Origin of the sequence: Streptomyces tyrfis (assembly GCF_037034285.1) — a bacterium.
In the GTDB taxonomy this organism is placed as follows: domain Bacteria; phylum Actinomycetota; class Actinomycetes; order Streptomycetales; family Streptomycetaceae; genus Streptomyces.
This window is the reverse complement of record NZ_JBAGJZ010000023.1, coordinates 73,619-98,060: the sequence shown is the minus strand read 5'-3', so window position 1 is coordinate 98,060 and position 24,442 is coordinate 73,619. Positions and strand designations below refer to the sequence as shown.

General features: G+C 72.3%; 21 protein-coding genes and 1 pseudogene. 13 read left to right on the top strand and 9 right to left on the bottom strand.

All coding sequences use genetic code 11. The features are described 5' to 3' along the window. The first annotated feature begins 113 nt into the window (after positions 1 to 113). Positions 114 to 1,307 carry an RtcB family protein gene (locus tag WA762_RS19265; RefSeq protein ID WP_335937107.1) on the top strand — a complete coding sequence of 398 codons (1,194 nt, stop codon included), beginning with the start codon at positions 114 to 116 and terminating at the stop codon, positions 1,305 to 1,307. Positions 1,308 to 1,440: 133 nt separating this feature from the next. On the opposite strand, the gene WA762_RS19260 is transcribed toward WA762_RS19265, so the two are convergent. Continuing rightward, a complete protein-coding gene (locus tag WA762_RS19260) occupies positions 1,441 to 2,199 on the bottom strand; it encodes an SDR family NAD(P)-dependent oxidoreductase (protein ID WP_335937106.1) in 759 nt (252 codons plus the stop codon). Positions 2,200 to 2,285: 86 nt separating this feature from the next. After that, complete coding sequence (locus WA762_RS19255) at positions 2,286 to 2,621, bottom strand: YnfA family protein (protein WP_335937105.1); 336 nt, start codon at positions 2,619 to 2,621, stop codon at positions 2,286 to 2,288. 118 nt (positions 2,622 to 2,739) lie between these two features. Here WA762_RS19255 and WA762_RS19250 point away from each other — a divergent pair, with 118 nt between their 5' ends. Continuing rightward, positions 2,740 to 3,342 (top strand): hypothetical protein, encoded by a 603-nt coding sequence (locus WA762_RS19250; RefSeq protein ID WP_335937104.1) that lies wholly within the window; start codon positions 2,740 to 2,742, stop codon positions 3,340 to 3,342. A gap of 103 nt (positions 3,343 to 3,445) precedes the next feature. On the opposite strand, the gene WA762_RS19245 is transcribed toward WA762_RS19250, so the two are convergent. Then, entirely contained in the window at positions 3,446 to 4,903 is a 1,458-nt protein-coding gene (locus WA762_RS19245; protein ID WP_335937103.1) for an FAD-dependent monooxygenase, read from the bottom strand. Between the two features lie 125 nt (positions 4,904 to 5,028). Between WA762_RS19245 and WA762_RS19240 the strand changes: the two genes are divergently transcribed. Then, complete coding sequence (locus WA762_RS19240; RefSeq protein ID WP_335937102.1) at positions 5,029 to 5,601, top strand: TetR/AcrR family transcriptional regulator; 573 nt, start codon at positions 5,029 to 5,031, stop codon at positions 5,599 to 5,601. Positions 5,602 to 5,707: 106 nt separating this feature from the next. Here the strand turns inward: WA762_RS19240 and WA762_RS19235 are convergent, their stop codons facing one another. After that, entirely contained in the window at positions 5,708 to 6,523 is an 816-nt protein-coding gene (locus WA762_RS19235; protein ID WP_335937101.1) for a Mut7-C RNAse domain-containing protein, read from the bottom strand. Between the two features lie 146 nt (positions 6,524 to 6,669). Continuing rightward, positions 6,670 to 7,482 (bottom strand): helix-turn-helix domain-containing protein, encoded by an 813-nt coding sequence (locus WA762_RS19230; RefSeq protein WP_335937100.1) that lies wholly within the window; start codon positions 7,480 to 7,482, stop codon positions 6,670 to 6,672. 133 nt (positions 7,483 to 7,615) lie between these two features. Here WA762_RS19230 and WA762_RS19225 point away from each other — a divergent pair, with 133 nt between their 5' ends. Beyond that, a complete protein-coding gene (locus WA762_RS19225) occupies positions 7,616 to 8,188 on the top strand; it encodes a TIGR03086 family metal-binding protein (protein ID WP_335937099.1) in 573 nt (190 codons plus the stop codon). A gap of 148 nt (positions 8,189 to 8,336) precedes the next feature. Here the strand turns inward: WA762_RS19225 and WA762_RS19220 are convergent, their stop codons facing one another. The 3 genes from WA762_RS19220 to WA762_RS19210 form a co-directional block, all read right to left on the bottom strand. Beyond that, complete coding sequence (locus WA762_RS19220; protein ID WP_335937098.1) at positions 8,337 to 9,491, bottom strand: hypothetical protein; 1,155 nt, start codon at positions 9,489 to 9,491, stop codon at positions 8,337 to 8,339. A gap of 176 nt (positions 9,492 to 9,667) precedes the next feature. Beyond that, positions 9,668 to 10,585, bottom strand: a complete 918-nt coding sequence (locus WA762_RS19215) for a universal stress protein (RefSeq protein ID WP_335937097.1) — start codon at positions 10,583 to 10,585, stop codon at positions 9,668 to 9,670. A 112-nt stretch (positions 10,586 to 10,697) separates the two neighbouring features. Further along, the gene (locus WA762_RS19210) at positions 10,698 to 11,708 is read right to left on the bottom strand and encodes an Acg family FMN-binding oxidoreductase (protein ID WP_335937096.1); all 1,011 of its coding nucleotides are present in this window, start codon (positions 11,706 to 11,708) and stop codon (positions 10,698 to 10,700) included. Between WA762_RS19210 and WA762_RS19205 the strand changes: the two are divergent. Both WA762_RS19205 and WA762_RS19200 read left to right on the top strand, forming a co-directional pair. Continuing rightward, a pseudogene (locus WA762_RS19205) lies at positions 11,629 to 12,699 on the top strand (HAD family hydrolase); the annotation flags it as partial. The gene WA762_RS19210 and the pseudogene WA762_RS19205 sit on opposite strands and share 80 nt — an antisense overlap. 162 nt (positions 12,700 to 12,861) lie before the next feature. Then, positions 12,862 to 15,378 (top strand): glycoside hydrolase family 65 protein, encoded by a 2,517-nt coding sequence (locus tag WA762_RS19200; protein ID WP_335937141.1) that lies wholly within the window; start codon positions 12,862 to 12,864, stop codon positions 15,376 to 15,378. On the opposite strand, the gene WA762_RS19195 is transcribed toward WA762_RS19200, so the two are convergent. Beyond that, entirely contained in the window at positions 15,323 to 15,913 is a 591-nt protein-coding gene (locus WA762_RS19195) for a hypothetical protein (RefSeq protein ID WP_335937095.1), read from the bottom strand. The two genes, WA762_RS19200 and WA762_RS19195, sit on opposite strands and share 56 nt — an antisense overlap. A 283-nt stretch (positions 15,914 to 16,196) precedes the next feature. Here WA762_RS19195 and hemL point away from each other — a divergent pair, with 283 nt between their 5' ends. The 7 genes from hemL to ccsB all read left to right on the top strand — a co-directional run bounded on the left by hemL (position 16,197) and on the right by ccsB (position 24,373). Continuing rightward, the gene (gene hemL / locus WA762_RS19190) at positions 16,197 to 17,504 is read left to right on the top strand and encodes a glutamate-1-semialdehyde 2,1-aminomutase (RefSeq protein ID WP_335937094.1); all 1,308 of its coding nucleotides are present in this window, start codon (positions 16,197 to 16,199) and stop codon (positions 17,502 to 17,504) included. Beyond that, positions 17,501 to 18,226 carry a histidine phosphatase family protein gene (locus WA762_RS19185; RefSeq protein WP_335937093.1) on the top strand — a complete coding sequence of 242 codons (726 nt, stop codon included), beginning with the start codon at positions 17,501 to 17,503 and terminating at the stop codon, positions 18,224 to 18,226. The genes hemL and WA762_RS19185 overlap by 4 nt, the downstream gene beginning before the upstream one ends. Before the next feature lie 443 nt (positions 18,227 to 18,669). Then, positions 18,670 to 19,911 (top strand): polysaccharide deacetylase family protein, encoded by a 1,242-nt coding sequence (locus tag WA762_RS19180; RefSeq protein ID WP_335937092.1) that lies wholly within the window; start codon positions 18,670 to 18,672, stop codon positions 19,909 to 19,911. A 67-nt stretch (positions 19,912 to 19,978) separates the two neighbouring features. After that, complete coding sequence (locus WA762_RS19175) at positions 19,979 to 20,590, top strand: TlpA family protein disulfide reductase (protein ID WP_335937091.1); 612 nt, start codon at positions 19,979 to 19,981, stop codon at positions 20,588 to 20,590. A 4-nt stretch (positions 20,591 to 20,594) separates the two neighbouring features. Then, a complete protein-coding gene (locus WA762_RS19170) occupies positions 20,595 to 21,359 on the top strand; it encodes a cytochrome c biogenesis CcdA family protein (RefSeq protein WP_335937090.1) in 765 nt (254 codons plus the stop codon). 6 nt (positions 21,360 to 21,365) lie between these two features. Beyond that, positions 21,366 to 23,288 carry a cytochrome c biogenesis protein ResB gene (gene resB, locus WA762_RS19165; RefSeq protein WP_335937089.1) on the top strand — a complete coding sequence of 641 codons (1,923 nt, stop codon included), beginning with the start codon at positions 21,366 to 21,368 and terminating at the stop codon, positions 23,286 to 23,288. Continuing rightward, positions 23,285 to 24,373 carry a c-type cytochrome biogenesis protein CcsB gene (ccsB, locus tag WA762_RS19160; protein ID WP_335937088.1) on the top strand — a complete coding sequence of 363 codons (1,089 nt, stop codon included), beginning with the start codon at positions 23,285 to 23,287 and terminating at the stop codon, positions 24,371 to 24,373. Before resB ends, ccsB begins: the two co-directional genes overlap by 4 nt. Positions 24,374 to 24,442 lie beyond the last annotated feature (69 nt).

Here is a 24,442-nt window from a genome sequence, read left to right as displayed (position 1 = left end):
CGGTGGAGACAATGTGTATCGCACGCGCAGCCGTGGATGCCGGTCGGCCGACTTGTTTGCCGATCTTGACACCGGTTTTGCGCTTTCAGACTTTTCGGGGGATAGGGGAACGTATGTCGTATGTAGAGGTGCCGGGCGCCGAGGTCCCGATACGGATGTGGGCCGACCCGGCGTCGGTCGAGGACGCCGCGATGCGGCAGCTGCGCAATGTGACGACCCTGCCCTGGATCAAGGGCCTCGCCGTCATGCCGGACGTCCACTTCGGCAAGGGGGCGACGGTCGGCTCGGTGATCGCGATGGAGGGAGCGGTCTGCCCGGCGGCGGTGGGGGTGGACATCGGCTGCGGAATGTCCGCGGTGAAGACCTCTCTGACGGCCAATGACCTGCCCGGCGACCTGTCCCGGCTGCGCTCCGGGATCGAGCAGGCCATCCCGGTGGGGCGCGGGATGCACGACGAGGCCGTGGACCCGCGCGGGCTGTACGGCTTCGGCGCGCCGGGCTGGAACGACTTCTGGGCGCGGTTCGACGGAGTGGCCGAGGCGGTCCGGTTCCGCCAGGAACGTGCCACGAAGCAGATGGGGACGCTCGGTTCCGGCAACCACTTCATCGAGTTCTGTCTCGACGAGTCGGGCTCGGTCTGGCTGATGCTGCACTCCGGTTCGCGGAACATCGGCAAGGAACTGGCCGACCATCACATCGAGCAGGCCCAGAAGCTGCCGCACAATCAGGACCTGGTCGACCGTGACCTGGCGGTGTTCATCGCCGGCACCCCGCAGATGGCGGCCTACCGCAACGACCTGTTCTGGGCGCAGGAGTACGCCAAGCACAACCGCGCCATCATGATGGCGATCTTCCAGAACGTGGTCCGCAAGGAGTTCAAGAAGGCCAAGGTCACCTTCGAACCGGTCATCTCCTGCCACCACAACTATGTGGCGGAGGAACGGTACGAGGGCATGGACCTGCTGGTCACCAGGAAGGGCGCGATCCGCGCGGGCTCCGGCGACTTCGGGATCATCCCGGGCTCGATGGGGACCGGTTCGTACATCGTGAAGGGCCTCGGGAACGAGAAGTCCTTCAACTCGGCCTCGCACGGCGCCGGCCGCAAGATGAGCCGGAACGCGGCGAAGCGCCGCTTCTCTACGCGCGACCTGGAGGACCAGACGCGGGGCGTGGAGTGCCGCAAGGACTCCGGCGTGGTGGACGAGATCCCGGCGGCCTACAAGCCGATCGAGCAGGTCATCGAGCAGCAGCGGGACCTGGTGGAGGTCGTCGCCAAGCTCAAGCAGGTGGTGTGCGTGAAGGGCTGACCTTCGAACCGCACCCCGGCCCGCCCGCCCCCGGGACGGCGGCCGGGGCGAGGCGCGATCGGCCGAGGACGCGGCCGGCCGGACGCGGGGGACGAGGCATGGGGGACGGCGGCCGGCCGGGTGCGATCGGTGGTCAGGCGGTGCGGTGGACCTTGGAGTTGGAGGCCTGGGCGCGGGGGCGGACCACCAGGAGGTCGATGTTGACGTGGCTGGGGCGGGTGACGGCCCAGGTGATGGTGTCGGCCACGTCGTCGGCGGTGAGCGGGGCGTCGACGCCCTCGTACACCTTGGCCGCCTTCTCGGTGTCGCCGCGGAAGCGGGTGGTGGCGAACTCGTCCGTCTTGACCATGCCGGGGGCCACCTCGATCACGCGGACCGGGGTGCCGACGATCTCCAGGCGGAGGGTCTCGGCCAGGACGTGTTCGCCGTGCTTGGCGGCCACGTAACCGCCGCCGCCCTCGTAGGTGGCGTGGCCCGCCGTGGAGGAGAGGATCACGATCGTGCCGTCGCCGCTCCCGGTGAGCGCGGGCAGCAGGGCCTGGGTGACGTTGAGCGTGCCGATGACGTTCGTCTCGTACATCTGGCGCCAGTCGGCGGGGTCGCCGGTGGCGACGGGGTCGGCGCCGAGCGCGCCGCCCGCGTTGTTGACGAGGACGGCGAGGCTGCGGAAGGCGGTGGCGAACTCGTCCACGGCGGCGCGGTCGGTCACGTCCAGGGCGTAGGCGGTGGCCTGGTGGCCCGCGGCCTTGATCTCGTCGGCGAGCGCCTCGATGCGGTCCTTGCGACGGGCGGTCAGCACCACGCGGTAGCCGGCGGCGGCCAGCTGCCGGGCGGTCGCGGCGCCGATGCCGCTGCTCGCTCCGGTGACGACGGCGATCGGGGTGGCGGCCATGGCGGGCTCCTCGGACAGCTGATCGGTACCGGGCCAGGATAGGCGGACGCGCGGGGAGCGCCGTCGGCGGTCGCCGGGGCGGGTGGTCAGTGGTTGCGCGGGGCGTACATGATCACGGCCATGCCGGCGAGGCAGATCAGGGCGCCGGTCACGTCCCAGCGGTCGGGGCGGTAGCCGTCGGCGACCATGCCCCAGGCGATCGAGCCCGCCACGAAGAGGCCGCCGTACGCGGCGAGGATGCGGCCGAACTCGCCCTCCGGCTGGAGCGTGGCGGCGAAGCCGTAGGCGCCGAGCGCGAGGACGCCCGCGCCGATCCAGGCCCAGCCCCGGTGCTCGCGTACGCCCTGCCAGACGAGCCAGGCGCCGCCGATCTCGAAGAGGGCGGCGAGGACGAACAGGACGATGGAGCGGACGACAGTCATGGACGCAGCGTTTCACGGCGAGTCGCCGGGGCGGCGGGCGCAGGGGCGGCGGGTGCGGAAGGCGCGCCGAACTAGTGGGTAAATATGGATATTTCCGGGCAATCGGTATCTTCGGGGCATGGTGATGACACGTAGGGCCGCACCCGGGTTGTCCGGCGTCGGTGTGGCCGTGGTGGTGGCTCTGGCCGTGGCCGTGGTGTTGGGAACGGGCCGTGCGGCCGCGAGCGGGACGGTGAATCAGGCCGTGAACGGTCCGGTGGGGAGCGCGGAGAGGGCGGGGAGCGCGGGGAGGCCGGTGAATGCGGCGGGTGGGCCCGGGACCGGCGGTATCGCGCCCGAGGCCGATGTGTCGCACCACGGGCATGTCTCGCTGTGGGGCACGGGTCTCGGGATCTGGGTACGGAGCCGGAACCGCGGCCCCTCGAACCTCGACAGCGTGACCGTGCGGGTGCGCACGTCCGTCCCGCTCTCCGGGCGGCAGGAACTGTCCGAAGGCTGCCTGCAGGCCGACCGGCAGACCGTGCTGTGCCGGACGGGCCCGCTGCGCGCGTACGCCGACGAGGAACGGCAACTCGCCCTCGAACTGCAGCTGACCGGCCGGCCGGACGAGGTCGTCGTGCGCATCGACACCCTGTGGAACGGAGGGGCCACCGACCGGAACCCGGAGAACAGCGAGCACGAGGTGCTGGCTCCGGCCACCGGGGACGAGTACGTCTTCTGACAGACGCGTATGTCTTCTGGCGGACGCGTACGTCTTCCGGCGCCGGAGTCGCCGGGGGTGGTTCGCTCCCTTCGCGCGCGAGGGGGGCGAGGGGCGAGGCGGCTCATTGGGCGAGGGCGGCGCGCAGGGGCGCCGGGTCGGGGTGGTCGCCGGCCCAGGCGATGTAGCCGTCGGGGCGGATGAGCAGGGCGGTGGCGCGGTCGTTCCTCCAGTGGGCGTGGACGAGTGGGGCGAGCGAGTCCGGGGTCGGGGTGTCCGCAGGGGTCACGAGGACGAACGCGCCGGCGCGGAGCAGTTCGTGGAGCCGTCCCTCCCGCAGGCTCAGGTCGGGTGCTCGTTTCGCGGTCAGGGGATGGGCTCCGCGCGGGGCCGGGTAGGAGATCGAGAGTCCGGAGACCATGCCGATGACTCTGGCGGAGGCCGGCCGGAGCGTGGACAGCGCGGTCGCGACGAGGGCGCGTCCCGCCCGCTGGAGCGGCGTTCTCGCCATGGCGAGGCGGATGAGTGCTCCGCTGGAGTGAAGCACCTGTGTGCCGACCGGGTGGCGTTCCGTCTGATAGCTGTCGAGGAGCGCCTCGGGGGAGGCCGTGCGCCCGCGCAGGACCGCGGCGAGTTTCCAGGAGAGGTTGGCCGCGTCCTGGAGGCCCGTGTTCATGCCCTGTCCGCCCGCAGGGGAGTGGACGTGCGCGGCGTCCCCGGCGAGGAAGACCCGCCCCGTGCGGTAGGCGGGCACCTGGCGCTCGTCGCTGTGGAAGCGGGAGATCCACCGCGCGTCGTGCATGCCGTAGTCCGTGCCGAGGGCGCGGCGGGCGATCCCGCGCAGCTCGTCGAGATCCACGGGGGCACTGTCGGCCGGCTGGTGCGAACGGTCCCAGCCCATGACGCGGTACCAGCCGTCGCCGAAGGGGGCGATGAAGGCGAAGGCGTCCCCGTCTCCGTCGATCGTCAGGACTTCCGGGGGCTCCTCGGTGAAGCGGACGTCCGCCAGGACCATCGACCGGATCACCGAGGCGCCGGGGAAGGGGAGGCCGAGCGCCTCGCGGACCCCGCTGTGCACCCCGTCGGCGCCGACGAGGTAGCGGGCGTCGATCGCGCTCGTGCCGCCGTCGGCCTCGCGCAGCTCGGCGGTGACGGTGTCCGACGCGGGGCTCTGGCGGAGCGACGTCAGCCGCGTCTCGTACCGGAAGCGGACGCCCGCGGCGCGGGCGCGGCGCTCCAGCAGCTGCTCCACCTCGTACTGGGGGGTGACCAGCAGGAAGGGGAAGCGGGTGTGCATTCCGGAGAGGTCGAGCGAGAGTCTGCCGAAGAAGCGCAGGGAGGAGCGCGGGATGCCCGACGCGATGAGGGGGTCGGCCAGACCGCGGGCGTCGAGCATTTCGAGGGTGCGGGCATGCACCGCGAACGCGCGCGTCATGTTGCTGATCCCGGGCGGGCGGCGCTCCACCAGCGTGACCGAGAGGCCCTGGGAGGCCAGGTCGCCCGCGAGCAGCAGGCCGGTGGGACCGGCGCCCACGACGAGCGCGTCGACGGGGTCGGGTGTGGTGCTCGGGGTGCTGGTCATGACTGCCTCCTGGGCCCGGTCATCAACGGTCACCTTCGCGCCAACGGGTGTTGGTCAACGCTTGTTGGCAACGGTAACTCCGCCGGGATTGGAATGTCAACGCTTGTTGGCCTACAGTTGTTGGCGTGAAGACCAAGCACGCCGCTCCCCGGCGTTCGGACGCCACCAGGGCCGCGATCCTCGAAGCCGCGCGCGAGCGGTTCGCCGCCGACGGCTATGAGCGCGCCACCATCCGGGCCATAGCCCGGGACGCGAACATCGACCCGTCGATGGTGATGCGCTACTACGGCAACAAGGAGGGGCTGTTCGCGGCTGCCTCCGCGATCGATCTGCGGTTGCCGGAGCTGGGGGCGTTGCCGGGCAAGCACGTCGGCGCCGTGCTCGTGGGCCATTTCCTGGACCGCTGGGAGGGCGACGACGTGCTCAACGCCCTGCTCAGAGTCGGCGTCACCCATGAGGCGGGGGCCGAGCGCGTGAAGGAGATCATCGCCGAGCAGATCGGCCCGGTCGTGGCCGGCGTGTGCCCCGACCCGGCCGACGTCCCGCGCCGGGCGGCTCTCGCCGCCTCGCAGATCCTGGGCCTGGCCCTCACGCGCTATGTCCTGCGGCTGGAGCCCGCCGTCTCGATGTCGCGCGAGGAAGTGATCGCCTGGGTGGCCCCGACCATTCAGCGGTATGTGACCGCCGAGCAGCCCTGAGAGCTGTCCCGATCATCCCCGGCGGGCGTCCGGCGGCGGCCGGGGCGCCTCGCCGTGTTGCCGGGCGCCCGGCCGGGTGCTTCCGGGGCCGTCGGCGCCGGCCGCGCTACCGGGGGTCCCCGAGGGCGGGATCCTCGGCGTTGCCGGGGGTGGGTTCCTCGGTGTTGTCGGCGTTGTCGGCCTTGTCCCGGGTGGTGTCGGGGGCGAAGTCGCGGAGCGCCTGCGCGACGATGGCGTCCAGGTGGGAGTGGTGGGCGCCCCGCCAGTAGACGCGGTCGCACTCCGTGCACTGGGCGAAGACGTCGTACGAGTGCCAGGTGCCGTGTTCCAGATGAGCGCTGACGGACTCCTTGGCGGCCGGCTTCAGCGGACCGTTGCAGGCGGTGCACCTGGTCCAGGGGGCCAGGCGCGGGGCGAACCGCTCCAGGACGTCGCGGAGTTGGTCGTCCGGCCGATCGCTGTACACGTATGCCCCGGCCCAGAGCTCGCGCCGGTGGAGGAGCCCGCGGTCCCGGGAGAGCAGCACCCGGCGCTCGTCCGCCGACCGGGTGGCCAGCGCGGCGTCACCGATGTCCTCGTTCTCGTACGCCGCGTCGACTCCCAGCAGCCGCAGCCGACGGGCGAGCGTGCCGAGATGGACGTCGAGCAGGAACCGCAGGGGTGCGCCGGGCACGCGCTGGGGGCGCTCGACGGCGCACACCCGCACGGATTCACCGGCGGCCGGGATGTGCGAGACGGATACGGGGCGGTCGTCGACCAGGAGCTGTCCGGCTTCGGTGAGCGGGATTCCGAGGGACTCCACGACATGGCCGAGGGTGGAGGCGCCGTCGGTGGTCACGGTCGAGCGCCCACGACGGCGCTCATGGGAGACGAAGAGCCGCAGCTCGGGGGCGACTTCGAAGTGGATCTCGGGTCCGTTCACCTCGCCAGGATGTCATCGCGCACGGCAAGTCAGCCAGGGGATTCCGGGACCGGGGCGGGGGAGGGCGGCCCCGGCAGGAGGCGGGGATGAAAGTGCGGGAGGGGTGGGGGGAAGGGGCGGTGCGGGAGGGGAGGGGGAGCGTCGTTTCAGCGTCGGGGGAAGGCCGTGGGGGATACGCCGACCGTCGCCGTGAAGTCTCTGATCAGGTGGGCCTGATCGCTGTATCCGAGCTCCGCGGCGAGGGCCGCCCAGTCCACCCCCGGTTCCGACTCGGCCCGTTCCAGCGCTTCGTGGATGCGGTAGCGGAGGATGACCCACTTCGGGCCGACCCCGACGTACGCGGCGAAGAGCCGTTGCAACGAGCGCGACGACAGCCCCTCGGCGCGGGCGAGTTGGCCGACCCGGCGCAGCGTGCGGTCCGCGCGCACCAGGTCGACCAGGGCCATCGCACGGTCCGCCTGCGGGTCCGGTCGCGGGCCGAGCGCCAGCAGGTACGCGTCGAGCGCCGCGATCCGGGCGTTCTCGTCGGCCGGGTCCAGGACGGCCGACGGCGCGACGGGCGGGGTGAAGACCTCGGCGGCGGGAAGCCGCCGCCCCGTCCAGTCGGAGACCGGCCGTTTTGGGGCGAACGGGCGGAACCCGCCGGGCCGGAACTGCGCGCCGCACACCCGTCCCCGCCCCTCCAGCCGCTGCGTGAAGAGCTCCAGCCCGATGCCCGAGACCTCGGCGTACGCGGCGCCGTTCGCCGGCGGCCCCGCGTAACGCTGGAAGACCAGGTTCATGGACGGGTGGGGCACCAGATGGGAGACGTACGGCCTGGTGAGGTCCCAGTCGATGAGCCAGTAGTGCTCCAGGTACGGGCGCAGGGCTGGGGCGGGCTCGCGGCGCCGGAAACGCACGCGCGTGAAGAGTTCGGAGGCGTCGACGATGCCCCTGGTGTCGCGTCGGGGACCTGCCATGCGGCGATCCTACGGGCGCGGAATCCTCGCGGCCGGGATGAGCACGACCGCCCGGTCCGGACGAGGCGTGAAGCCCGGTCCCCGTGTCGCGTTTTTTCAAGCCTCTGGCGACGGCCGCGTGCAGGCTCGACGCATGAAGAAGATCAGTGAGTTGCTCGAAACGGCTGCGGAACGGGCCGTTCCCGTGCTGGACGGGATCGTCGACGACCGTCTGGGAGATCCCACGCCCTGCGCGGAGTACGACGTGCGGGCCCTCATCAACCACCTCTTCCAGGTCGTCGTCAACTTCCAGGCCCTGGCGGCCGGGGAGGCGGCCGATTTCGGGGAGACGCCGGAGTTCGTGGTGGGCGACTGGCGGGCCCGCTTCCGGGAGGAGACGGCGAAGCTGGTGGCGGCCTGGGCCGCGCCCGGCGCAGAGGAGGGGACGAAGGGGGCCATGGGGTTCCCGGCCAGGACCGTCGGGAACATGGTGCTGGGCGATCTGACCGTCCACGCCTGGGACCTGGCCCGGGCCACCGGCCAGAAGTTCGTCCCGGACGCGTCCGTGGTGGACGAGTTCGGCCCGGCGTTCGCCGAGCTGGCGCCCGGGGGCCGGGAGGCGAAGGTGTTCGGTGAGCCGCACCCCGTGGCGGAGGGGGCCGGTCCGTTCGAGCGCGTGCTGGCGCTGACCGGCCGCGACCCGGGCTGGAGGCCGCCCGGCGCGTGATCGTTGGGGCGGCCGGGGCGGTTGGGGCGTGGGACACGGGGCACGCGTCGCGTGAAGTGCGGTGCGGTGCGTGCGATGTCGGGTGCGGACGCGGATGCGGGTGGGGAGCCGTGGGCGGGGGCCTCTCGCGTGTGCGGCCCGCCGGGGCCTACCGGCTCCAGATGTGCAGGGCGTCGCCGTCCTCCGGGACCGTGTACCAGGTGCCGTCGTCCAGAGCCGTGACGCCGCCGGACACCGGGAAGGGGTACGCGATCCGGGCGCTCACCCGCAGTCCGGCCGCGTCCGCGCGCACCAGCCAGTGGCGCTGCTCGCCGTACTCCTCGTCCCGTGCCGACGTTCCCGCGACGATGGTCTCCTCGTCGAGGAAGCCGCACGCGTAGTCCCAGAGCGTCACGTCGGCGTCCTGGTCGTCGGGGTCGGCCTCGGGGTGACGGGGGACGCTGCCCCCGGCGTCGAGCTCGCACAGCGCCGAACCGTCCTCGATCCGGTGCACGCCGAGCGTCTCCTCGCAGTGGGTGACGGTGAGGAAGCGGTCGCCCGAGGGGCTCACCGACGTCAGCACCCGTTCGTAGGCGCAGAACCCCTCGACGGAGAGCCGTCGCCCGTCCCACCGGCCCCACAGCAGCGGCACGCCGTCCTGGCCCTCGCCGACGCACAGCCCCATGCGGGCGGGGTCCGGGTGCGGGACGTGCTCCGAGCCGATGGCGGCGGTATCCGTTCCGGCGCGGCCCAGTATGCGGCCGTCGGCGGCGTCGATCACCAGCCATTCCTCCAGCACATCGGACCCGGGGGACGCATCGGGGCCGGGCAGCGCCTCGGGGGCGTCGGGTCCGGCCGAGGCGACGGGGCCGCGTATATGGGCCCAGACGAGCGTCCCGTCCGCCGAGAACGCGGCCGAGCCCCGGTCGGCGTACTCGTGCGAACGGTCGGACGCGTACTCCTCGTACGCGGTGTGGAGCGTGCGGCAATCGCCGTCCCAGCAGCCGTGCCGGATCTCCCAGCGCACCGCGCCCGTCGCGTCCACGGCGCGCAGCGCGTGCACCCCGGAGAAGACCGCGAGCTCGCCGCCCGGCGCCACCGTGCACGTACCGAAGCGGCGAGGCCAGGGCGCGGGAAAACGGACCACCGGGGCGTCCTCGGCGTTCGCGTCGACGACGGCCAGTTCGGCGTCGCCGCGCTGGACGAGCAGACGACTGCCCGGCCGGCACAGGAGCAGCGGGGCGTCCGCCGTGTCCTCGCCGCGCCGGGCAGGGCCCAGTGGCGCCGGCAGTGTGGCGACAAGACGTGCGACGAACTCGGCCATGGTCCGGCCCTCCCCCTGGTGCGACGGCGTGTCGTGACGACGAGCGGAGCGGCGCGACGACGAGTAGAACCGTACGGCCTCGCACTGACAGTCGCGGAGTCGCGGAGTCGCGGAGCGGAGTCGCGCAGCCGGGCGACGTGGTCGCGTCGTGAGGGCTCGGCGGTGTGCGTGAGGGCTCAGGCGGTGCGGTCGTCGACGCCCGGGCCGCCGGGGGCGTTCGGGAGGTTCGGAACGACCGCGACCGGGCAGGGCGCGTAGTGCAGCATCGCGTGGTTCACCGGGCCCAGGTGCTGTCCGTGACGGCCGCCGGACCGGCTCGCGCCGACGACCAGGAGCTCCGCGCCCTCGGCTGCTTCAAGCAGTTTCTGGTGCGTCGGCCCGCGTGCCACCGACCTCTGGACGACGACGCCGGAGGAGTCCGTCGGGTCCAGCCCGGCGAGCACGGTCTCCAGGTGCTCCTCGGCCTGCCGGTGGTAGGCGGCGGCGGGGGAGCCGGCGAGCAGCGGATGGCTCATGGCCTCGTGCGCGGGGCAGCGCCAGGCCCGTACCGCGACCAGCTCGCCGTGCCGGGCCGCCGCGTGGGCGAGCGCGAAGAGGGCGGCCGGCGTCGGCCGATCGGCGTCGCTGATCCCGACGACGACCCGGCCCGGGTACAGCGGTGTGGCCGCGGCCCGCGCCGGTACGACCACGACGGGGCAGTGCGACCGGTTGGCGAGCGCCAGACTGACGGACCCCAGGAGCATCCCGGCGATCCGGCCCCGGCCGCGCGAGCCGAGGACCACCATGGCGGCCGCGTGGCTCTCCCTGACGAGCGCGGCCACCGGGTCCTCGGGCTCCACGGCGGCCACCACGTCCAGCGAGGGGCCGAGCCGGCGCGCGCGCTCCCGGGCCTCGTCGACGAGGCGCTCGGCCAGGACCTCCTCGGTGGGGCGCTCGGCGTCGCGCTCCGGGTGCACGCCCTCGTAGTGCTCCCACAGCGAGGCGTGGAGGACACGCAGGGGCAGCCTCCGACGCGCCGCCTCCGCCGCCGCCCAGTCGAGCGCGCGGAGGCTGCCCTCCGATCCGTCCACTCCGACGACCACGGGGCGTCCCATGGCTTCCACCACCTGTCGACTGCTGTTCTGCCGGCTGCCGCCTGTCGTCGCGTTCCGCCGCCACGGTTCGTTTCCCCGGTTCGTTTCCAGGGGGCGCTTCCAGGGTTCGCCTCTAGGGTTCGATCGTCAGCACCTGGTTCGTGGGGCGACGCGGCGTACGCGGTCCCGCGGGCCCGTACCCCAGGCGGACGATCATCTGGGCGTGCCCCGAGCCGAACACCGGGTCCCGCAGCACCCAGCGCAGATCGGGCCATTCCACGGGCTGGGTCGAGAACGACGTGGACACGCCGTGAAGCGTGGCCACGAGCAGGACCCGTTCCAGCGCCTGGCCGGCGTGCAGCCAGTCGACGGGGTGGTCGCTCGGGGTGGTCAGCAGGGCCAGCTGGGGCCGTTCCTCGAACGGGACGCGCGCCCGGCCGGGCAGGACGCCGGTGCCCACGAAGTCGCGGGTGGTCGCGTGCTCCGAGGCGTCCCGGGGGCCGAAGGCGTAGTCCGGTATCCCGTCGACGGGCGCCTCGGACTTCGTGTCGCGGATCCAGCGGCGCTGCTCCGCCTCCCGGGCCGGGTCCCCGCGGTCGTAGGCCTCGGCGTCCCGGATCAGGTCCAGCACGGTCTCCAGGTGCGGCGAGGCCAGGAACGAGAAGTCCGCGCCCTCGCCCCGGGCCGCCTCAGAGAGAAGCGTGCGGACGTCCTCCGGGACCGGCCGGTCGTCGAACGGATAGCGGCTGGTGTGCCGCTCGGGGATCGCGGGGTGGAGCGCGGCGAGCGCCTCGTCCCCGGGGGCCGGCCCGTCACCGGCGCGGGCCCCGAGCCGGACGGAGGCGAGCACAGCGGGCGCCGACGGATCGGGCAGCAGCGCGGTCAGCGCCTCCAGGCTCCGGTGCGCGGCGGACACCCGCAGGTTGAACAGGGCCGCGCCACAGCCCATGTGCAGCGCGCGGGTCGCCGGGTCGGCCTCCGGCAGCGCGCGGTCGAGGTCGGCCAGAAGGGTGAGCGTGTGGCCCGCGCGCGTGTAGCGGAACTGCCAGGGCTGGGTGTTGTGCATGGACGGGGCGGCGGTGGCATCGGCGACGAGGCCGGTCAACGTCGCGTCGTCGAGTGGCCTGGGCAGTGACCTGGGCATCGTGACTCCCGGGTGTCCGGAGCGGCCGGGCGGCAAGGCTGTATGCCCCTGTTCAGGGCGCATGCGTTTTCAGAGTTTCAGGGCGAATGTGTTTTCAGGGTGTGGTGCATATGGTTTTGGGGTGTTATGGGGCTTTTATTCCCCCTGGTACGCACTCTCCCACGTTCTGGTTGCTTTGACGTCTCGGGCGGCCCTCGCCCACCGGGCGCCGTCCCGCCCCGCATGGCGCCCCGCCTCCGCACGGCCCCCGGACACGCCCGGCCGCGCGCGGCCGCCGGGGAGACATGCCGCGCCCCCGTGCCGGAACCGTGGTGCCATGGGAGGAACCCCTGAGGAAGGGAACGCTCCGCTCATGGCAGCCGCACCGCCCCTGCCGCCGTGCCTGCGCTCCGTACGGGCCGTCGTCTTCGACACCGACGGAGTGATCACCGACTCCGCCGGGAGCCACGCGGCGGCCTGGAAGAAGGCGTTCGACGCCGTGCTGTCCGGGGTGGAGGGGCAGCGGCCCTTCGACGCCGTGGACGACTATCTGCGCCATGTCGACGGCCGGTCGCGGCGGGACGGCGCGGCGGCGTTCCTGGCGTCCCGGGGGCTGGACCTGCCCGAGGGCGACCCGGGCGACCCGCCGGGCACCGGGACGGTGTGGGCCGTGGCCGCCCGCAAGGACGAACTGTTCACGCGGTCCCTGCGCACCGGGCACGTCGACGTCTGGCCCGGCACGGTCCGGCTGCTCGACACGCTGCGCGAACGGCGGACCCCCTGCGCGGCGGTCTCGGCGTCCCGGCACGCGACGGAGCTGCTGTCGAGGGCCGGCGTCGCCGACCGGTTCGCCGCGGTGGTCGACGGGAACGAGGCGGGACGGCTGGGGCTGCCGGGGAAACCGGACCCGGCGCTCTTCGTCGAGGCGGCGCGGCGCCTCGGGGTCCCGGTCCGGGACACGGCCGTGGTGGAGGACGCGCTGGCCGGTGTCGAGGCCGGCCGGCGCGGCGGCTTCGGGCTCGTGATCGGCGTGGACCGCACCGGCGGCCCCGACAGCGCCGCCGCCCTGCGCCGCCACGGCGCCGACCTGGTGGTGTCCGATCCCGGCGACCTGCTGACCGGCGGGACGACCGCCGGGGACGAGGCCGACGCCGCGACGGCCGCGGTCGCCGGGATCCCCGCCTGGACCTGGTCGTACGAGGGGTACGACCCGCGGAAGGAGCGGCTCCGCGAGGCGCTGTGCACGCTGGGCAACGGCTACTTCGCGACCCGGGGCGCCGCCCCCGAGACGACCGAGGGCCCCGCGCACTACCCGGGCACCTACGCGGCGGGCTGCTACGACCGGCTGGCCTCCTCGGTGGAGGGCCGCACGGTGGAGAACGAGGACCTGGTCAACCTGCCGAACTGGCTGCCCCTGCGCTACCGCGTCCGCCCCGAGGGCGCCGCGCCCGGACCATGGCTGACCCCGGACCACGCGCAACTCGTGGAGCACGCCCAGTGGCTCGACCTGAAGGGCGGCACCCTGACCCGGCGGTCCGTGTACGAGGACGGGGCCGGGCGGCGGCTCCGGGTGGAGCAGTGCCGCCTGGTGCACATGGGCGACCGGCATCTCGCCGCGCTCCGCACGGTGTTCCGGGCGGAGGGGTGGACGGGCGTGATCGAGGTGGAGTCGGGGATCGACGGGGACGTCCGCAACTCCGGGGTCGAGAGATACCAGGGGCTGGCGAACCGGCACCTCACCGGCTGGGCGACCGGCACGGACCACGACGGCGTGGTGTCGCTGAGGTGCCGCACGTTCGAGTCGGACATCGGGATCGCGCTGGCCGCCCGCACCCGCGCCGGGCACGAGGCGGGCCCCACCGGCGCGGTACGCCCCGAGGAGCCCGCGGGGCACGGGGGGCCGGCGGCGTACGACTTCCGGCAGACCCCGACCTCGGTGTTCCGGCGGCTGGCGCTGCCGCTGGGCCCGGGGCGCGACGCCGTCGTCGACAAGACCGTGGCCCTGTGCACCAGCCGCGACCGGGCTATCGGCAGTCCGCTGCGGGCCGCGTCGGCGGAGGTCCGGCGGGCGCCGGGCTTCCCGGACCTGCTGGCCTCGCACCGGCGGGCCTGGGCCGAGCTGTGGCGGCAGGTCCGGCTGGAGGTCGCCGGCCAGGCGGGGCGGGTGCTGCGGCTGCACCTCTTCCACGTGCTCCAGACGCTGTCCCCGCACACCGCCGAACTCGACGTGGGCGTTCCGGCGAGGGGGCTGCACGGCGAGGCGTACCGGGGCCACGTCTTCTGGGACGAGCTGTTCGTCCTGCGGTTCCTGAACCTGCATCTGCCGGAGGTCTCCCGGGGGCTGCTCGACTACCGCCACCGGCGGCTGCCCGCCGCGTGCCGGGCGGCGGCCGAGGCGGGCCGGGCCGGGGCGATGTACCCCTGGCAGAGCGCCGACACCGGCCGCGAGGAGACGCAGGAGATCCATCTCAACCCGCGGTCGGGGCACTGGCTGCCCGACCACTCCCGTCTCCAGCACCACGTCGGCTCGGCCGTCGCGTACAACGTGTGGCAGTACTGCCAGGCGACCGGGGACACGGACTATCTGCACTCCAAGGGCGCGGAGATGCTGCTCCAGATCGCCAGGTTCTGGGCGTCCGGCGCCACCTGGGACGACTCCCTCGCCCGGTACCGCATCCGGGGAGTCGTCGGCCCCGACGAGTACCACGACGCCTACCCGGGGGCCCGGACGCCCGGACTCGACGACAACGCGTACACGAACGTGACGGCCGCGTGGGTCCTGTCGCGTGCGCTGGAGCTGTACCGGGAGCTCCCGGAGGGCCGCCGGCGGCGGCTGCTCGACCGGTTCGGGCTCGACGCCGACGAGACGGAACGCTGGGAGGACGTCTCCCGCCGGCTGCACGTGCCGTATCACCGGGGCGTGATCAGCCAGTTCGCCGGTTACGGGGAACTGGCCGAGCTCGACTGGGAGGGATACCGGAGGCGGTACGGGGACATCAGGAGGCTGGACCGGATCCTGGAGGCGGAGGGCGACACCGTCAACCGCTACCAGGCGTCCAAGCAGGCCGACGTGCTGATGCTGGGCTATCTCTTCTCGCCGCGCGAGCTCGCCGGACTCTTCCGGCGGCTCGGACACCCGCTGGACGACGACGGCTGGCGGGCCACCGTCGACCACTACCTCGCCCGCACCAGCCACGGGTCCACGCTCAGCTCACTGGTCCACGCCTGGGTGCTGGCCCGGGTCCGCCGCGACGAGGCGTGGGCGTACTGCGAGGAGGCGCTGATCGGGGACGTGGCCGACACCCAGGGCGGCACCACCGAGGAAGGCGTCCACCTGGGGGCGATGGCGGGCACCCTCGACTTCGTGCAGCGCGGGATGACCGGGCTGGAGACCCGCGAGGACGCGCTGTGGCTGGACCCGGCCGAACTGCCGCAGCTCTCGAAGTTCGGGGTGCGCATCCGGTTCCGCCGGCACTGGGACGTGGACCTGCGGTTCCGGGCGGGCCGCGTCCGGATCGCCGTGCCGGGCTCGCACCACCCGGCGGTCCGGGTCGTCCTGGGCGGGCACACCCATGTCATCGCCCCGGGCACGGCCCGGTGGCTCCACCTGCCGCCCGGCCCTCCGTCGCCCTCGCTCAGGGCCACACCAGGCAGTACGCCTGATGTCCCGCGTCATGCAGGCGGTGGCTGAAGTCCTGCCACTCGTGCAGCAGCCGGTAGACGTTGAACGCGTCCTGCGGGCCGCCGCGGTCGGGGACCGTGGACCAGATGAAGGCGGCGGCGCCCACCGACTCCTCGCCGACGCCGCGCAGCGGGTCGACGACCGTCATCGGGAGCTTCACCACCGCGTAGTCGGGGTGGAGCACGACCAGCTCCAGCGGGGGGACCCGGTGCAGCGGGATGCCCTGGATGCCGGTGAGGACCATCGCGGCCACCGTCTCCGGCTTGATCTTGGTGAACATGCCGCCCATGCCCAGCTCGTCGCCGCCGAGCTCCTCGGGGCGCATCGAAATGGGCACGCGCGCCGCGGTCGCCCCGTCCGGGGCGCCGAAGTACTTGTACGTCACCCCCATCCGGCCACCACTCCCGCTTCCGGATCCGCCGCCCTGCGCACCGCCGGGCCGCACGCCCCGGCGCCGTTCCCCATCGCGCCGGTGCCGACCCCGCCGGGCAGGCTCGGGCCCCAGGTCGTCGGTCCCTTCGCCCACTCCGCCACCGCGATGCATATCTCATCCACCCGACTACTACTTAGGAGACACGGACCCCGCCGTGCAACCCGATCATCGTGTCAGTGACCTCCCCCGCGGGCGTGCGGTGAAACACCTGTTCCGCGAGACGGCGCGCGCCTCTGACACCATGGCTTGTGTGAGCTTCCCCCGTCACGCCCCAGTTTCGCAGACGCGAGGGGGCTGAGCCCTTCCCTCACACGAGGAGAACACGTTCCCCGCTCACCGCGGCCAAGATTTCCGGCCCGGCCGACCGACCCCCGAATCGCAGATCAGGACCAAAGTGGCGTATTCATATCAAGCCCCCGTTTCGCAGACGCTCTTCGACCGCGCGTCCCTCGTGACGCCCGGTGGCGTGAACTCTCCCGTGCGTGCCTTCCGGGCCGTGGGCGGTACGCCCCGCTTCATGGTGTCCGGTACCGGTCCGTACCTCACCGATGCCGACGGCCGTGAGTACGTCGACCTCGTGTGCTCGTGGGGACCGATGATTCTCGGCCATTCCCACCCCGAGGTGATCGCGGCGGTGCAGGAGGCGGTGGCGCGCGGCACCTCGTTCGGGACGCCCGGCGAGGGCGAGGTCGCGCTCGCCGAGGAGATCGTGGCCCGGGTCGAGCCGGTGGAGCAGGTGCGGCTGGTGTCGTCCGGCACCGAGGCGACCATGTCCGCGATCCGTCTCGCCCGCGGCTTCACCGGCCGCGCCAAGGTGGTGAAGTTCGCCGGCTGCTACCACGGCCACGTCGACGCGCTGCTCGCCGCCGCCGGGTCCGGGGTCGCGACCTTCGGGCTCCCGGACACCCCCGGCGTCACCGGCGCGCAGGCCGGCGACACGCTCGTGCTGCCGTACAACGACCTGGAGGCCGTGCGGGCCGCGTTCGCCGCGCACCCGGGCGAGATCGCCTGTGTGATCACCGAGGCGTCGCCGGGCAACATGGGCGTGGTGCCGCCGCTGGACGGCTTCAACGCCGGGCTCAAGGAGATCTGCGCCGCCGAGGGCGCCCTCTACATCTCCGACGAGGTCATGACCGGGTTCCGCACCTCGAAGGCGGGCTGGTTCGGCGTCGACGGCGTGCGCCCCGACCTGATGACCTTCGGCAAGGTGATGGGCGGCGGCTTCCCGGCGGCGGCCTTCGGCGGCCGGGCGGACGTCATGGCGCACCTGGCCCCGGCCGGCCCCGTCTACCAGGCGGGCACCCTCTCCGGGAACCCGATCGCCACCGCCGCCGGGCTCGCCCAGCTGCGACTGCTCGACGACGCGGCGTACGCGAAGGTGGACGCGGTCTCCGCGGAGATCCGCGGCCTGGTCGGCGAGGCGCTCACCAAGGAGGGCGTGGCGCACACCGTGCAGGCGGCGAGCAACATGTTCTCCGTCTTCTTCACCGACCGGCCGGTGCGGAACTACGAGGACGCCAAGCGGCAGGAAGCTTTCCGCTTCACCGCCTTCTTCCACTCGATGCTGTCGCAGGGCGTCTATCTGCCGCCGTCCGCCTTCGAGTCGTGGTTCGTCTCCACCGCCCACGACGCGCGGGCCGTCGAGCGGATCGCCGCCGCCCTGCCCGCCGCCGCCCGTGCCGCTTCGGAGGCCACCGCATGAGCGAGAACGGAACGAACGGGAAGAGCGGGAACGGCCGGAACGGGGGCCGCGGGGACATCACCGTCGTCCATCTGATGCGGCACGGGGAGGTGCACAACCCGGAGGGCGTGCTCTACGGACGCCGCCCCGGCTACCACCTCTCCGAGCTGGGCCGGAAGATGGCCGACCGGGTCGCCGAGCACCTGGAGGGCCGCGACATCACCCATGTCGTCGCCTCCCCGCTGGAGCGCGCCCAGGAGACGGCCACGCCGATCGCCGCCGCGCACGGGCTGGAGCTCGCGACCGACGAGCGGCTCATCGAGGCGGCCAACGTCTTCGAGGGCAAGACCTTCGGCGTCGGGGACGGGGCGCTGCGCAAGCCGGACAACTGGAAGCACCTGACGAACCCGTTCCGGCCGTCGTGGGGCGAGCCGTACATCGAGCAGGTCGTCCGGATGATGGGCGCCCTGGACGCGGCCAAGGACGCGGCGCGCGGCCACGAGGCCGTGTGCGTCAGCCACCAGCTGCCGATCTGGATCGTGCGGAGCTTCGTGGAGCGGCGGCGGCTGTGGCACGACCCGCGCAAGCGCCAGTGCACGCTGGCGTCGCTGACCAGCTTCACGTACCAGGGCGACAAGATCGTGTCGGTCGGATACAGCGAGCCGGCCCGGGACCTGGTGCCGCCGCACCTGCGGGCCGGGGCGAAGCCGGTGAAGGGGAAGTCGAAGGCGTTCGGCGCCTGAGCCCGCCGGCGAGGCGGCTCGACGCGAGGCGGTTCGAAGCGACGCGAGTCGAAGCGGCGCGAGTCGACGCGAGGCCACGCGGGGCGAGTCGAGGCGGGGGAAGTCGGGGCGGGGCGGGACGTGGGGCCGGGTGGGCCTCATGTCCCGCCCCGCCCCGTTCCGTTCGCGGCCTCCCGTCCCCGGGGCGGGGTCCCGCCCGTCCTCGTACGCCCTCCCCGTATGCCGTCCGCGTGCGCCGTCCGCGCACGCCGTTTCCGCGGCGCGGGCGTGCGGGGCGGACACGACCCGGCGTACCAGGATTCGGTTGTGTGTTTGGTCACATCCGGGGGTTGATACCTCACAGAACTTTGTGCTAAATCGCGGAACCCCCGTGTTGTTTCCGCCATCTAAGCCTTCGCCAGTTTGTATGGACTTGAGGCAAAACGACCGCAGATGGGGAACGCATGCGCGAGATCAGCCGAAGGGGATTGCTCGGAGCCGGCCTGGGGGCCGCGGCCGCGATCGGTGTCGCGGGGTGCAGTTCCTCCGGGACGAGCCGGCCCCGGGGGGACGGCGGGAAGGGCGCCGACGGGCACGACCGGGGGAGCGGTCCCGCGAAGAAGGACGTCCGGCTGATCGGAGACGGTTCCACCGCGGACACCGGCAAACAGCCGCACCAGCCCCCGGCGCCGGTTCCGCTCGAACCCGGCCAGACGCCCCCGCAGTTCGTGATCTTTTCCTGGGACGGGGCGGGCGAGGTCGGCAACGGGCTCTTCCCGCGCTTTCTCGAACTCGCCAAGAACCATGACGCGGCGATGACCTTCTTCCTCTCGGGCCTCTATCTCCTCCCCGAGTCCAAGAAGTCGAAGTACCGGCCGCCCAACAACCCGGTCGGCGCCTCCGACATCGGATATCTCACCGATGACCACATCAAGCAGACGCTGAAGTACGTCCGCCAGGCGTGGTTGGACGGACATGAGATCGGCACGCACTTCAACGGGCATTTCTGCGCCGGTTCCGGGTCGGTCGCGAACTGGACCTCCGCCCAGTGGCAGAGCGAAATCGACCAGGCGATCTCCTTCGTCACCGAATGGCGCACCAACAGCGGCTGGACCGATATCGATCCGCTGCCCTTCGACTACCGCAAGGAACTGGTCGGCGGCCGTACCCCCTGCCTGCTCGGCCAGGACAATCTGCTGCCCACGGCCGCCAAGCTGGGATGGCGCTACGACGCCAGCTCCCCCGGCGGCAGGCAGGTCTGGCCGGAGAAGCGGAAGGGGGTCTGGGACCTTCCGCTCCAGGCCATGCCCTTCCCCGGGCACAGCTTCGAGGTCCTCTCGATGGACTACAACATCCTCGCCAACCAGTCGCAGAACTCGACCAAGGGAATGCCGTCGCGCTATCCCGGCTGGCGCAAGCAGGCGACCCAGTCGTATCTCGCCGGATTCAACCGTGCGTACACGACCAACCGCGCGCCGTTCTACATCGGAAATCACTTCGAGGAATGGAACGGCGGCATCTACATGGACGCCGTCGAGGAGACGCTGAAGCAGGTCGCGGGAAAGCCGGACGTGCGGCTCGTCTCGTTCAAGCAGTACGTCGACTGGCTCGACGTCCAGACCCCGGCCGTCCTCGACAAGCTCCGTACCCTGGGTGTCGGAGAGGCGCCCCAGGGCGGCTGGAACGCCTTCTTTAAACAATCCTGACAAGGGGCGTTACGGGCATCCAGGGGGGTGCCCGAGATCGCCGGAACCGTCATGCGAAACTTTTCACATGACCTATGGCCGGGCATCTCGACGCCGTTTCCTCCCGCTCGCCGCGCCCGCAGCGGCCGTCGCACTCGCGCTCACGCTGACCGCGTGCGGCGGGAACGACAACAAGGCCGGCGGCGGTGGCAACACCAACTTCGTCGCGGGCAGCGGCGGAGTCACCACCGTGGACAAGGGCGACCGCAAGCCCGCCCCGAAGCTCGACGGCGAGACCCTCGACGGCAAGCAGCTCGACGTGGCCGATCTCAAGGGCAAGGTCGTCGTGCTGAACATCTGGGCCTCCTGGTGCGGTCCCTGCCGTCTGGAGGCCCAGTACTTCTCGCGGGTGGCGAAGGAGACGAAGGACAAGGGCGTCGAGTTCGTCGGGATCAACACGCGGAATCCCAAGAAGGACGAAGCGGTGAAGTTCGAGGAGGACTACGGCGTCCCCTACCCGAGCATCTACGACCCGACCGGCAAGCTGATGCTCCGCTTCCCCAAGGGCACGCTGAACCCGCAGGCCATCCCGTCCACCGTGGTCCTGGACCGGGAGGGTAAGATCGCCGCCCGCTCGCTGGCCGCGCTCGACGCCGAGACGCTGCACCAGACGATCGACCCGCTGATCGCGGAGAAGTGACTCCGTGATCACCCTCGCCGCACTCACGGGGCAGAACGAGACCGTCCTGAGCGGGGCGCTCCTGGTCGCCCTGCCCGTCGCGGTGCTCGGCGGGCTCGTCTCGTTCTTCTCACCGTGCGTGCTGCCGCTGGTGCCGGGCTACCTCTCCTACGTCACCGGCGTCAGCGGCACCGACCTGGCGCAGGCCAGACGGGGCCGCATGGTGGCGGGCGCCTCGCTGTTCGTGCTCGGCTTCACCGCCGTGTTCGTCTCCGGCGGCGCGCTCTTCGGCTACTTCGGCCAGACGCTCCAGCAGTACAGCGAGGTCCTCTCCACGATCCTCGGCGTGCTGATGATCCTCATGGGGATCTTCTTCATGGGGCTGATGCCCTGGATGACCCAGCGCGAGTTCCGCATCCACCGGCGGCCGGTGAGCGGACTGGCCGGGGCGCCCCTGCTGGGCGCCCTCTTCGGGATCGGCTGGACCCCCTGCCTGGGTCCGACGCTCAGCTCGGTGAACATCCTCGCGATGGACCAGGGCACCGCCGGACGCGGGGCGATTCTGACCATCGCCTACTGCGCCGGTCTGGGCGTGCCCTTCGTGCTCGCCGCGGTCGCCTTCCGCAAGGCGCTCGGCGCGTTCGGCTGGGTCAAGCGCCACTACGCATGGGTCATGCGGATCGGCGGCGCGATGATGATCGTGACCGGTCTGCTCCTGCTGACCGGTCTGTGGGGCAGCCTGGTGCAGACGATGCAGAGCTGGTCCGACGGCTTCACGGTGGGGATCTGAGGTTCCATGAGCAACACCAAGTCCAACGCGACCGACGCGCGCCGCGACCGGAACGGGCCCGCGCCCGCCGACGGGAACGACGACGCGCACGAGAACGACGCCCGCGACCCGGGCCCCGGGGAGAACGCCCGGGAACTCGACGCGGCGGGCTCCCGGCTCTCCACCGCCCCCCGCGAGGAGACCGCGGCGGCCCCGCCCGCCATGGGCGTCATCGGCTGGGCCCGCTGGTTCTGGCGGCAGCTCACCTCGATGCGGGTCGCGCTGATCCTGCTCTTCCTGCTGTCGCTCGGCGCCATCCCCGGCTCGCTGATCCCGCAGAACAGCGTGGACGAGCTCAAGGTGCGGACCTTCAAGGAGGCCCACACCACCCTCGCGCCGATCTACGAGAAGCTCCAGTTCTTCGACGTCTACAGCTCGGTGTGGTTCTCCGCGATCTACATCCTGCTGTTCGTCTCGCTCATCGGCTGCATCGTGCCGCGCACCGGCCAGTTCATCGGCCAGCTGCGCGGCCGCCCGCCGGGCGCCCCCCGGCGCCTGACCCGGTTGCCCGCGTACACCACCTGGCGCACCGAGGCCGAGCCCGAGCAGGTCCGCGAGGCCGCGCTCGCCCTGGTGCGCCGGCGCCGCTTCCGCGCCCACGTCGTGGGGGACGCGGTCGCCGCCGAGAAGGGTTATCTGCGCGAGGCCGGGAACCTCGCCTTCCACGTCGCGCTGATCGTGATGCTGGTGGCGTTCGGCTACGGCCAGCTCTTCAAGTCCGAGGGCGGAAAGCTGATCGTCGAGGGCGACGGCTTCTCCAACACGCTGCCCCAGTACGACGACTTCAAGTCCGGCTCGTTGTTCGACAACGGGGCGCTGACCCCGTTCAGCTTCCGGCTCGACGACTTCATCGGCACGTACGAGCGCAGCGGCCCCCAGGTCGGGACGGCACGGACCTTCGAGGCCCATGTGACGTACGAGAAGGGCGCCTACGGCAAGCCGCACAAGACCGTCATCAAGGTCAACGAGCCGCTCGTCGTCGACGGCACCAAGGTCTATCTGAACGCGCACGGCTACGCGCCGGTCGTCTCCGTCAAGGACGCCTCCGGCGAGGTGGTCTACCGCAGCGCGGTGCCGCTGCTGCCCATCGACAACAACGTCACCTCGACCGGTGCGATCAAGGTGATGGACGGCTACCGCGACAAGAACGGCAAGAAGGACCAGCTGGGCTTCCAGGCGTTCTTCGTGCCGACCTTCGCCGGCGACGGCAAGGGCACGATGTTCTCCCAGTTCCCGGCCGCCGACATGCCGGTGCTCGCGCTCAACGCCTACCACGGAAGCCTCGGCGTCGACTCCGGGCTGCCGCAGAACGTGTACCAGCTCGACAAGACGAAGATGAAGCCGTTCAACGACGCCAAGGGCGAACCGCTCAAGCAGCGCCTCGCGGTCGGCGACACGATGAAGCTGCCCGACGGCTCGGCGTCGATCACCTTCGAGGGCGTCGAGGAGTGGGCCAGCTTCCAGATCACCGAGCAGCCCGCCAGCGGCTGGGCGCTCGGCGGCTCGGCCACCGCGATCGTCGGCCTCGCGGGCTCGCTGTTCATCCAGCGGCGGCGGGTCTGGGTGCGGGCCGTGCGCGGCGCGGACGGCGTCACCGTCGTCGAGATGGCGGGCCTCGGCCGCAGCGAGTCCGCCCGGCTCCCCGAGGAGCTCGCCGAACTCGCGGCCGCGCTGCACACCGAAGCGCCCGGCGCGCCCGACCCGGACCCGGCGTCCGACGCGGCCGAACCGGACCCCGTGGCCGCCGCGGCGGCCACGGCCGAAGGACCCGCCGCGCCCGACCCGGACACGGTGACCGACCCGGACCCGGTGACCGACGCGGCCCCCGCGTCGGCCCCGGACACCGCCGAAGAATCCTCCGTAGAACCCGCCGAAGGGGCTGAGAAGTGAATCTCGCCGCCGCAACCAACGAGAGCCTGGCGCAGACCAGCAATGTGCTGATCTATTCGTCCATGGCCGTCTACACCCTCGCCTTCTTCGCGCACATCGCGGAGTGGGTGTTCGGCAGCCGCAGCAAGGTCGGCCGCACCGCCGCCGCCCTGACCGGCGCCGAGGGCGAGGGGACCGCCGCCGCGGCTCCGGCCCGGGCGGCCCGGCAGGGCGGCGGCACCGCCGTGCTCGACCGCCCGAAGATCGTCACGCGCGCCGCCGCGGGCTCCCGCGACGTCCCGGACGGGCCGGGCGCGGCCGGCGGCACGTTCCAGGGCGACCTGTACGGCCGCATCGCGATCTCCATGACCGTGCTCGCCTTCCTGGTGCAGGCGGGCGGCGTCGTCGCCCGCGCGCTCTCCGTGCAGCGCGCCCCCTGGGGCAACATGTACGAGTTCTCCATCACCTTCTCCACGGTGGCGGTCGGCGCGTACCTGCTCCTCCTCGCCCTGAAGAAGAACGTCCGCTGGATGGGGCTGCTCCTGGTCACCACCGTCCTGCTGGACCTGGGCATCGCGACCACGCTGCTCTACACCGCCAGCGACCAGCTGGTGCCCGCGCTGCACTCGTACTGGCTGTGGATCCACGTCTCCACCGCCATCCTCTGCGGCGCCGTCTTCTACATCGGCGCGGTCGCCACCCTGCTCTACCTGTTCCGCGACAGCTACGAGGCCAAGCTCGCGGCCGGCCGGCAGCCCGGGGCGTTCGCCCGGTCCGTGCTGTCCCGGCTGCCCGCCGCCGGGTCGCTCGACAAGTTCTCGTACCGGATCAACGCCGCGGTCTTCCCGCTGTGGACGTTCACGATCATCGCGGGCGCGATCTGGGCCGGTGACGCGTGGGGCCGCTACTGGGGCTGGGACCCCAAGGAGGTCTGGTCCTTCATCACCTGGGTCGCCTACGCCTGCTACCTGCACGCCCGCGCGACCGCCGGCTGGAAGGGCCGCAAGGCCGCCTATCTGGCGCTCATCGCCTTCGGCTGCTGGCTGTTCAACTACTACGGCGTGAACATCTTCGTCAACGGCAAGCACTCCTACGCCGGCGTCTGACCCCTCCCCACGCCCGCCGGCCCATGCCCGGCGACCCGCACCCGCCGGCTCACGCCCGGCGACCCGCGC

What these genes read in the sequence shown, in the direction of transcription:
- WA762_RS19180 (WP_335937092.1), top strand. Translation starts at nt 18,670, where the DNA reads ATGCGCGAGATCAGCCGAAGGGGATTGCTCGGAGCCGGCCTGGGGGCC.
- WA762_RS19250 (WP_335937104.1), top strand. Translation starts at nt 2,740, where the DNA reads ATGGTGATGACACGTAGGGCCGCACCCGGGTTGTCCGGCGTCGGTGTG.
- WA762_RS19210 (WP_335937096.1), bottom strand. Translation starts at nt 11,708, where the DNA reads ATGCCCAGGTCACTGCCCAGGCCACTCGACGACGCGACGTTGACCGGC.
- WA762_RS19265 (WP_335937107.1), top strand. Translation starts at nt 114, where the DNA reads ATGTCGTATGTAGAGGTGCCGGGCGCCGAGGTCCCGATACGGATGTGG.
- WA762_RS19175 (WP_335937091.1), top strand. Translation starts at nt 19,979, where the DNA reads ATGACCTATGGCCGGGCATCTCGACGCCGTTTCCTCCCGCTCGCCGCG.
- WA762_RS19225 (WP_335937099.1), top strand. Translation starts at nt 7,616, where the DNA reads ATGAAGAAGATCAGTGAGTTGCTCGAAACGGCTGCGGAACGGGCCGTT.
- WA762_RS19220 (WP_335937098.1), bottom strand. Translation starts at nt 9,491, where the DNA reads ATGGCCGAGTTCGTCGCACGTCTTGTCGCCACACTGCCGGCGCCACTG.
- WA762_RS19245 (WP_335937103.1), bottom strand. Translation starts at nt 4,903, where the DNA reads ATGACCAGCACCCCGAGCACCACACCCGACCCCGTCGACGCGCTCGTC.
- WA762_RS19230 (WP_335937100.1), bottom strand. Translation starts at nt 7,482, where the DNA reads ATGGCAGGTCCCCGACGCGACACCAGGGGCATCGTCGACGCCTCCGAA.
- WA762_RS19185 (WP_335937093.1), top strand. Translation starts at nt 17,501, where the DNA reads ATGAGCGAGAACGGAACGAACGGGAAGAGCGGGAACGGCCGGAACGGG.
- WA762_RS19215 (WP_335937097.1), bottom strand. Translation starts at nt 10,585, where the DNA reads ATGGGACGCCCCGTGGTCGTCGGAGTGGACGGATCGGAGGGCAGCCTC.
- WA762_RS19260 (WP_335937106.1), bottom strand. Translation starts at nt 2,199, where the DNA reads ATGGCCGCCACCCCGATCGCCGTCGTCACCGGAGCGAGCAGCGGCATC.
- WA762_RS19195 (WP_335937095.1), bottom strand. Translation starts at nt 15,913, where the DNA reads ATGCATCGCGGTGGCGGAGTGGGCGAAGGGACCGACGACCTGGGGCCC.
- resB (WP_335937089.1), top strand. Translation starts at nt 21,366, where the DNA reads ATGAGCAACACCAAGTCCAACGCGACCGACGCGCGCCGCGACCGGAAC.
- WA762_RS19255 (WP_335937105.1), bottom strand. Translation starts at nt 2,621, where the DNA reads ATGACTGTCGTCCGCTCCATCGTCCTGTTCGTCCTCGCCGCCCTCTTC.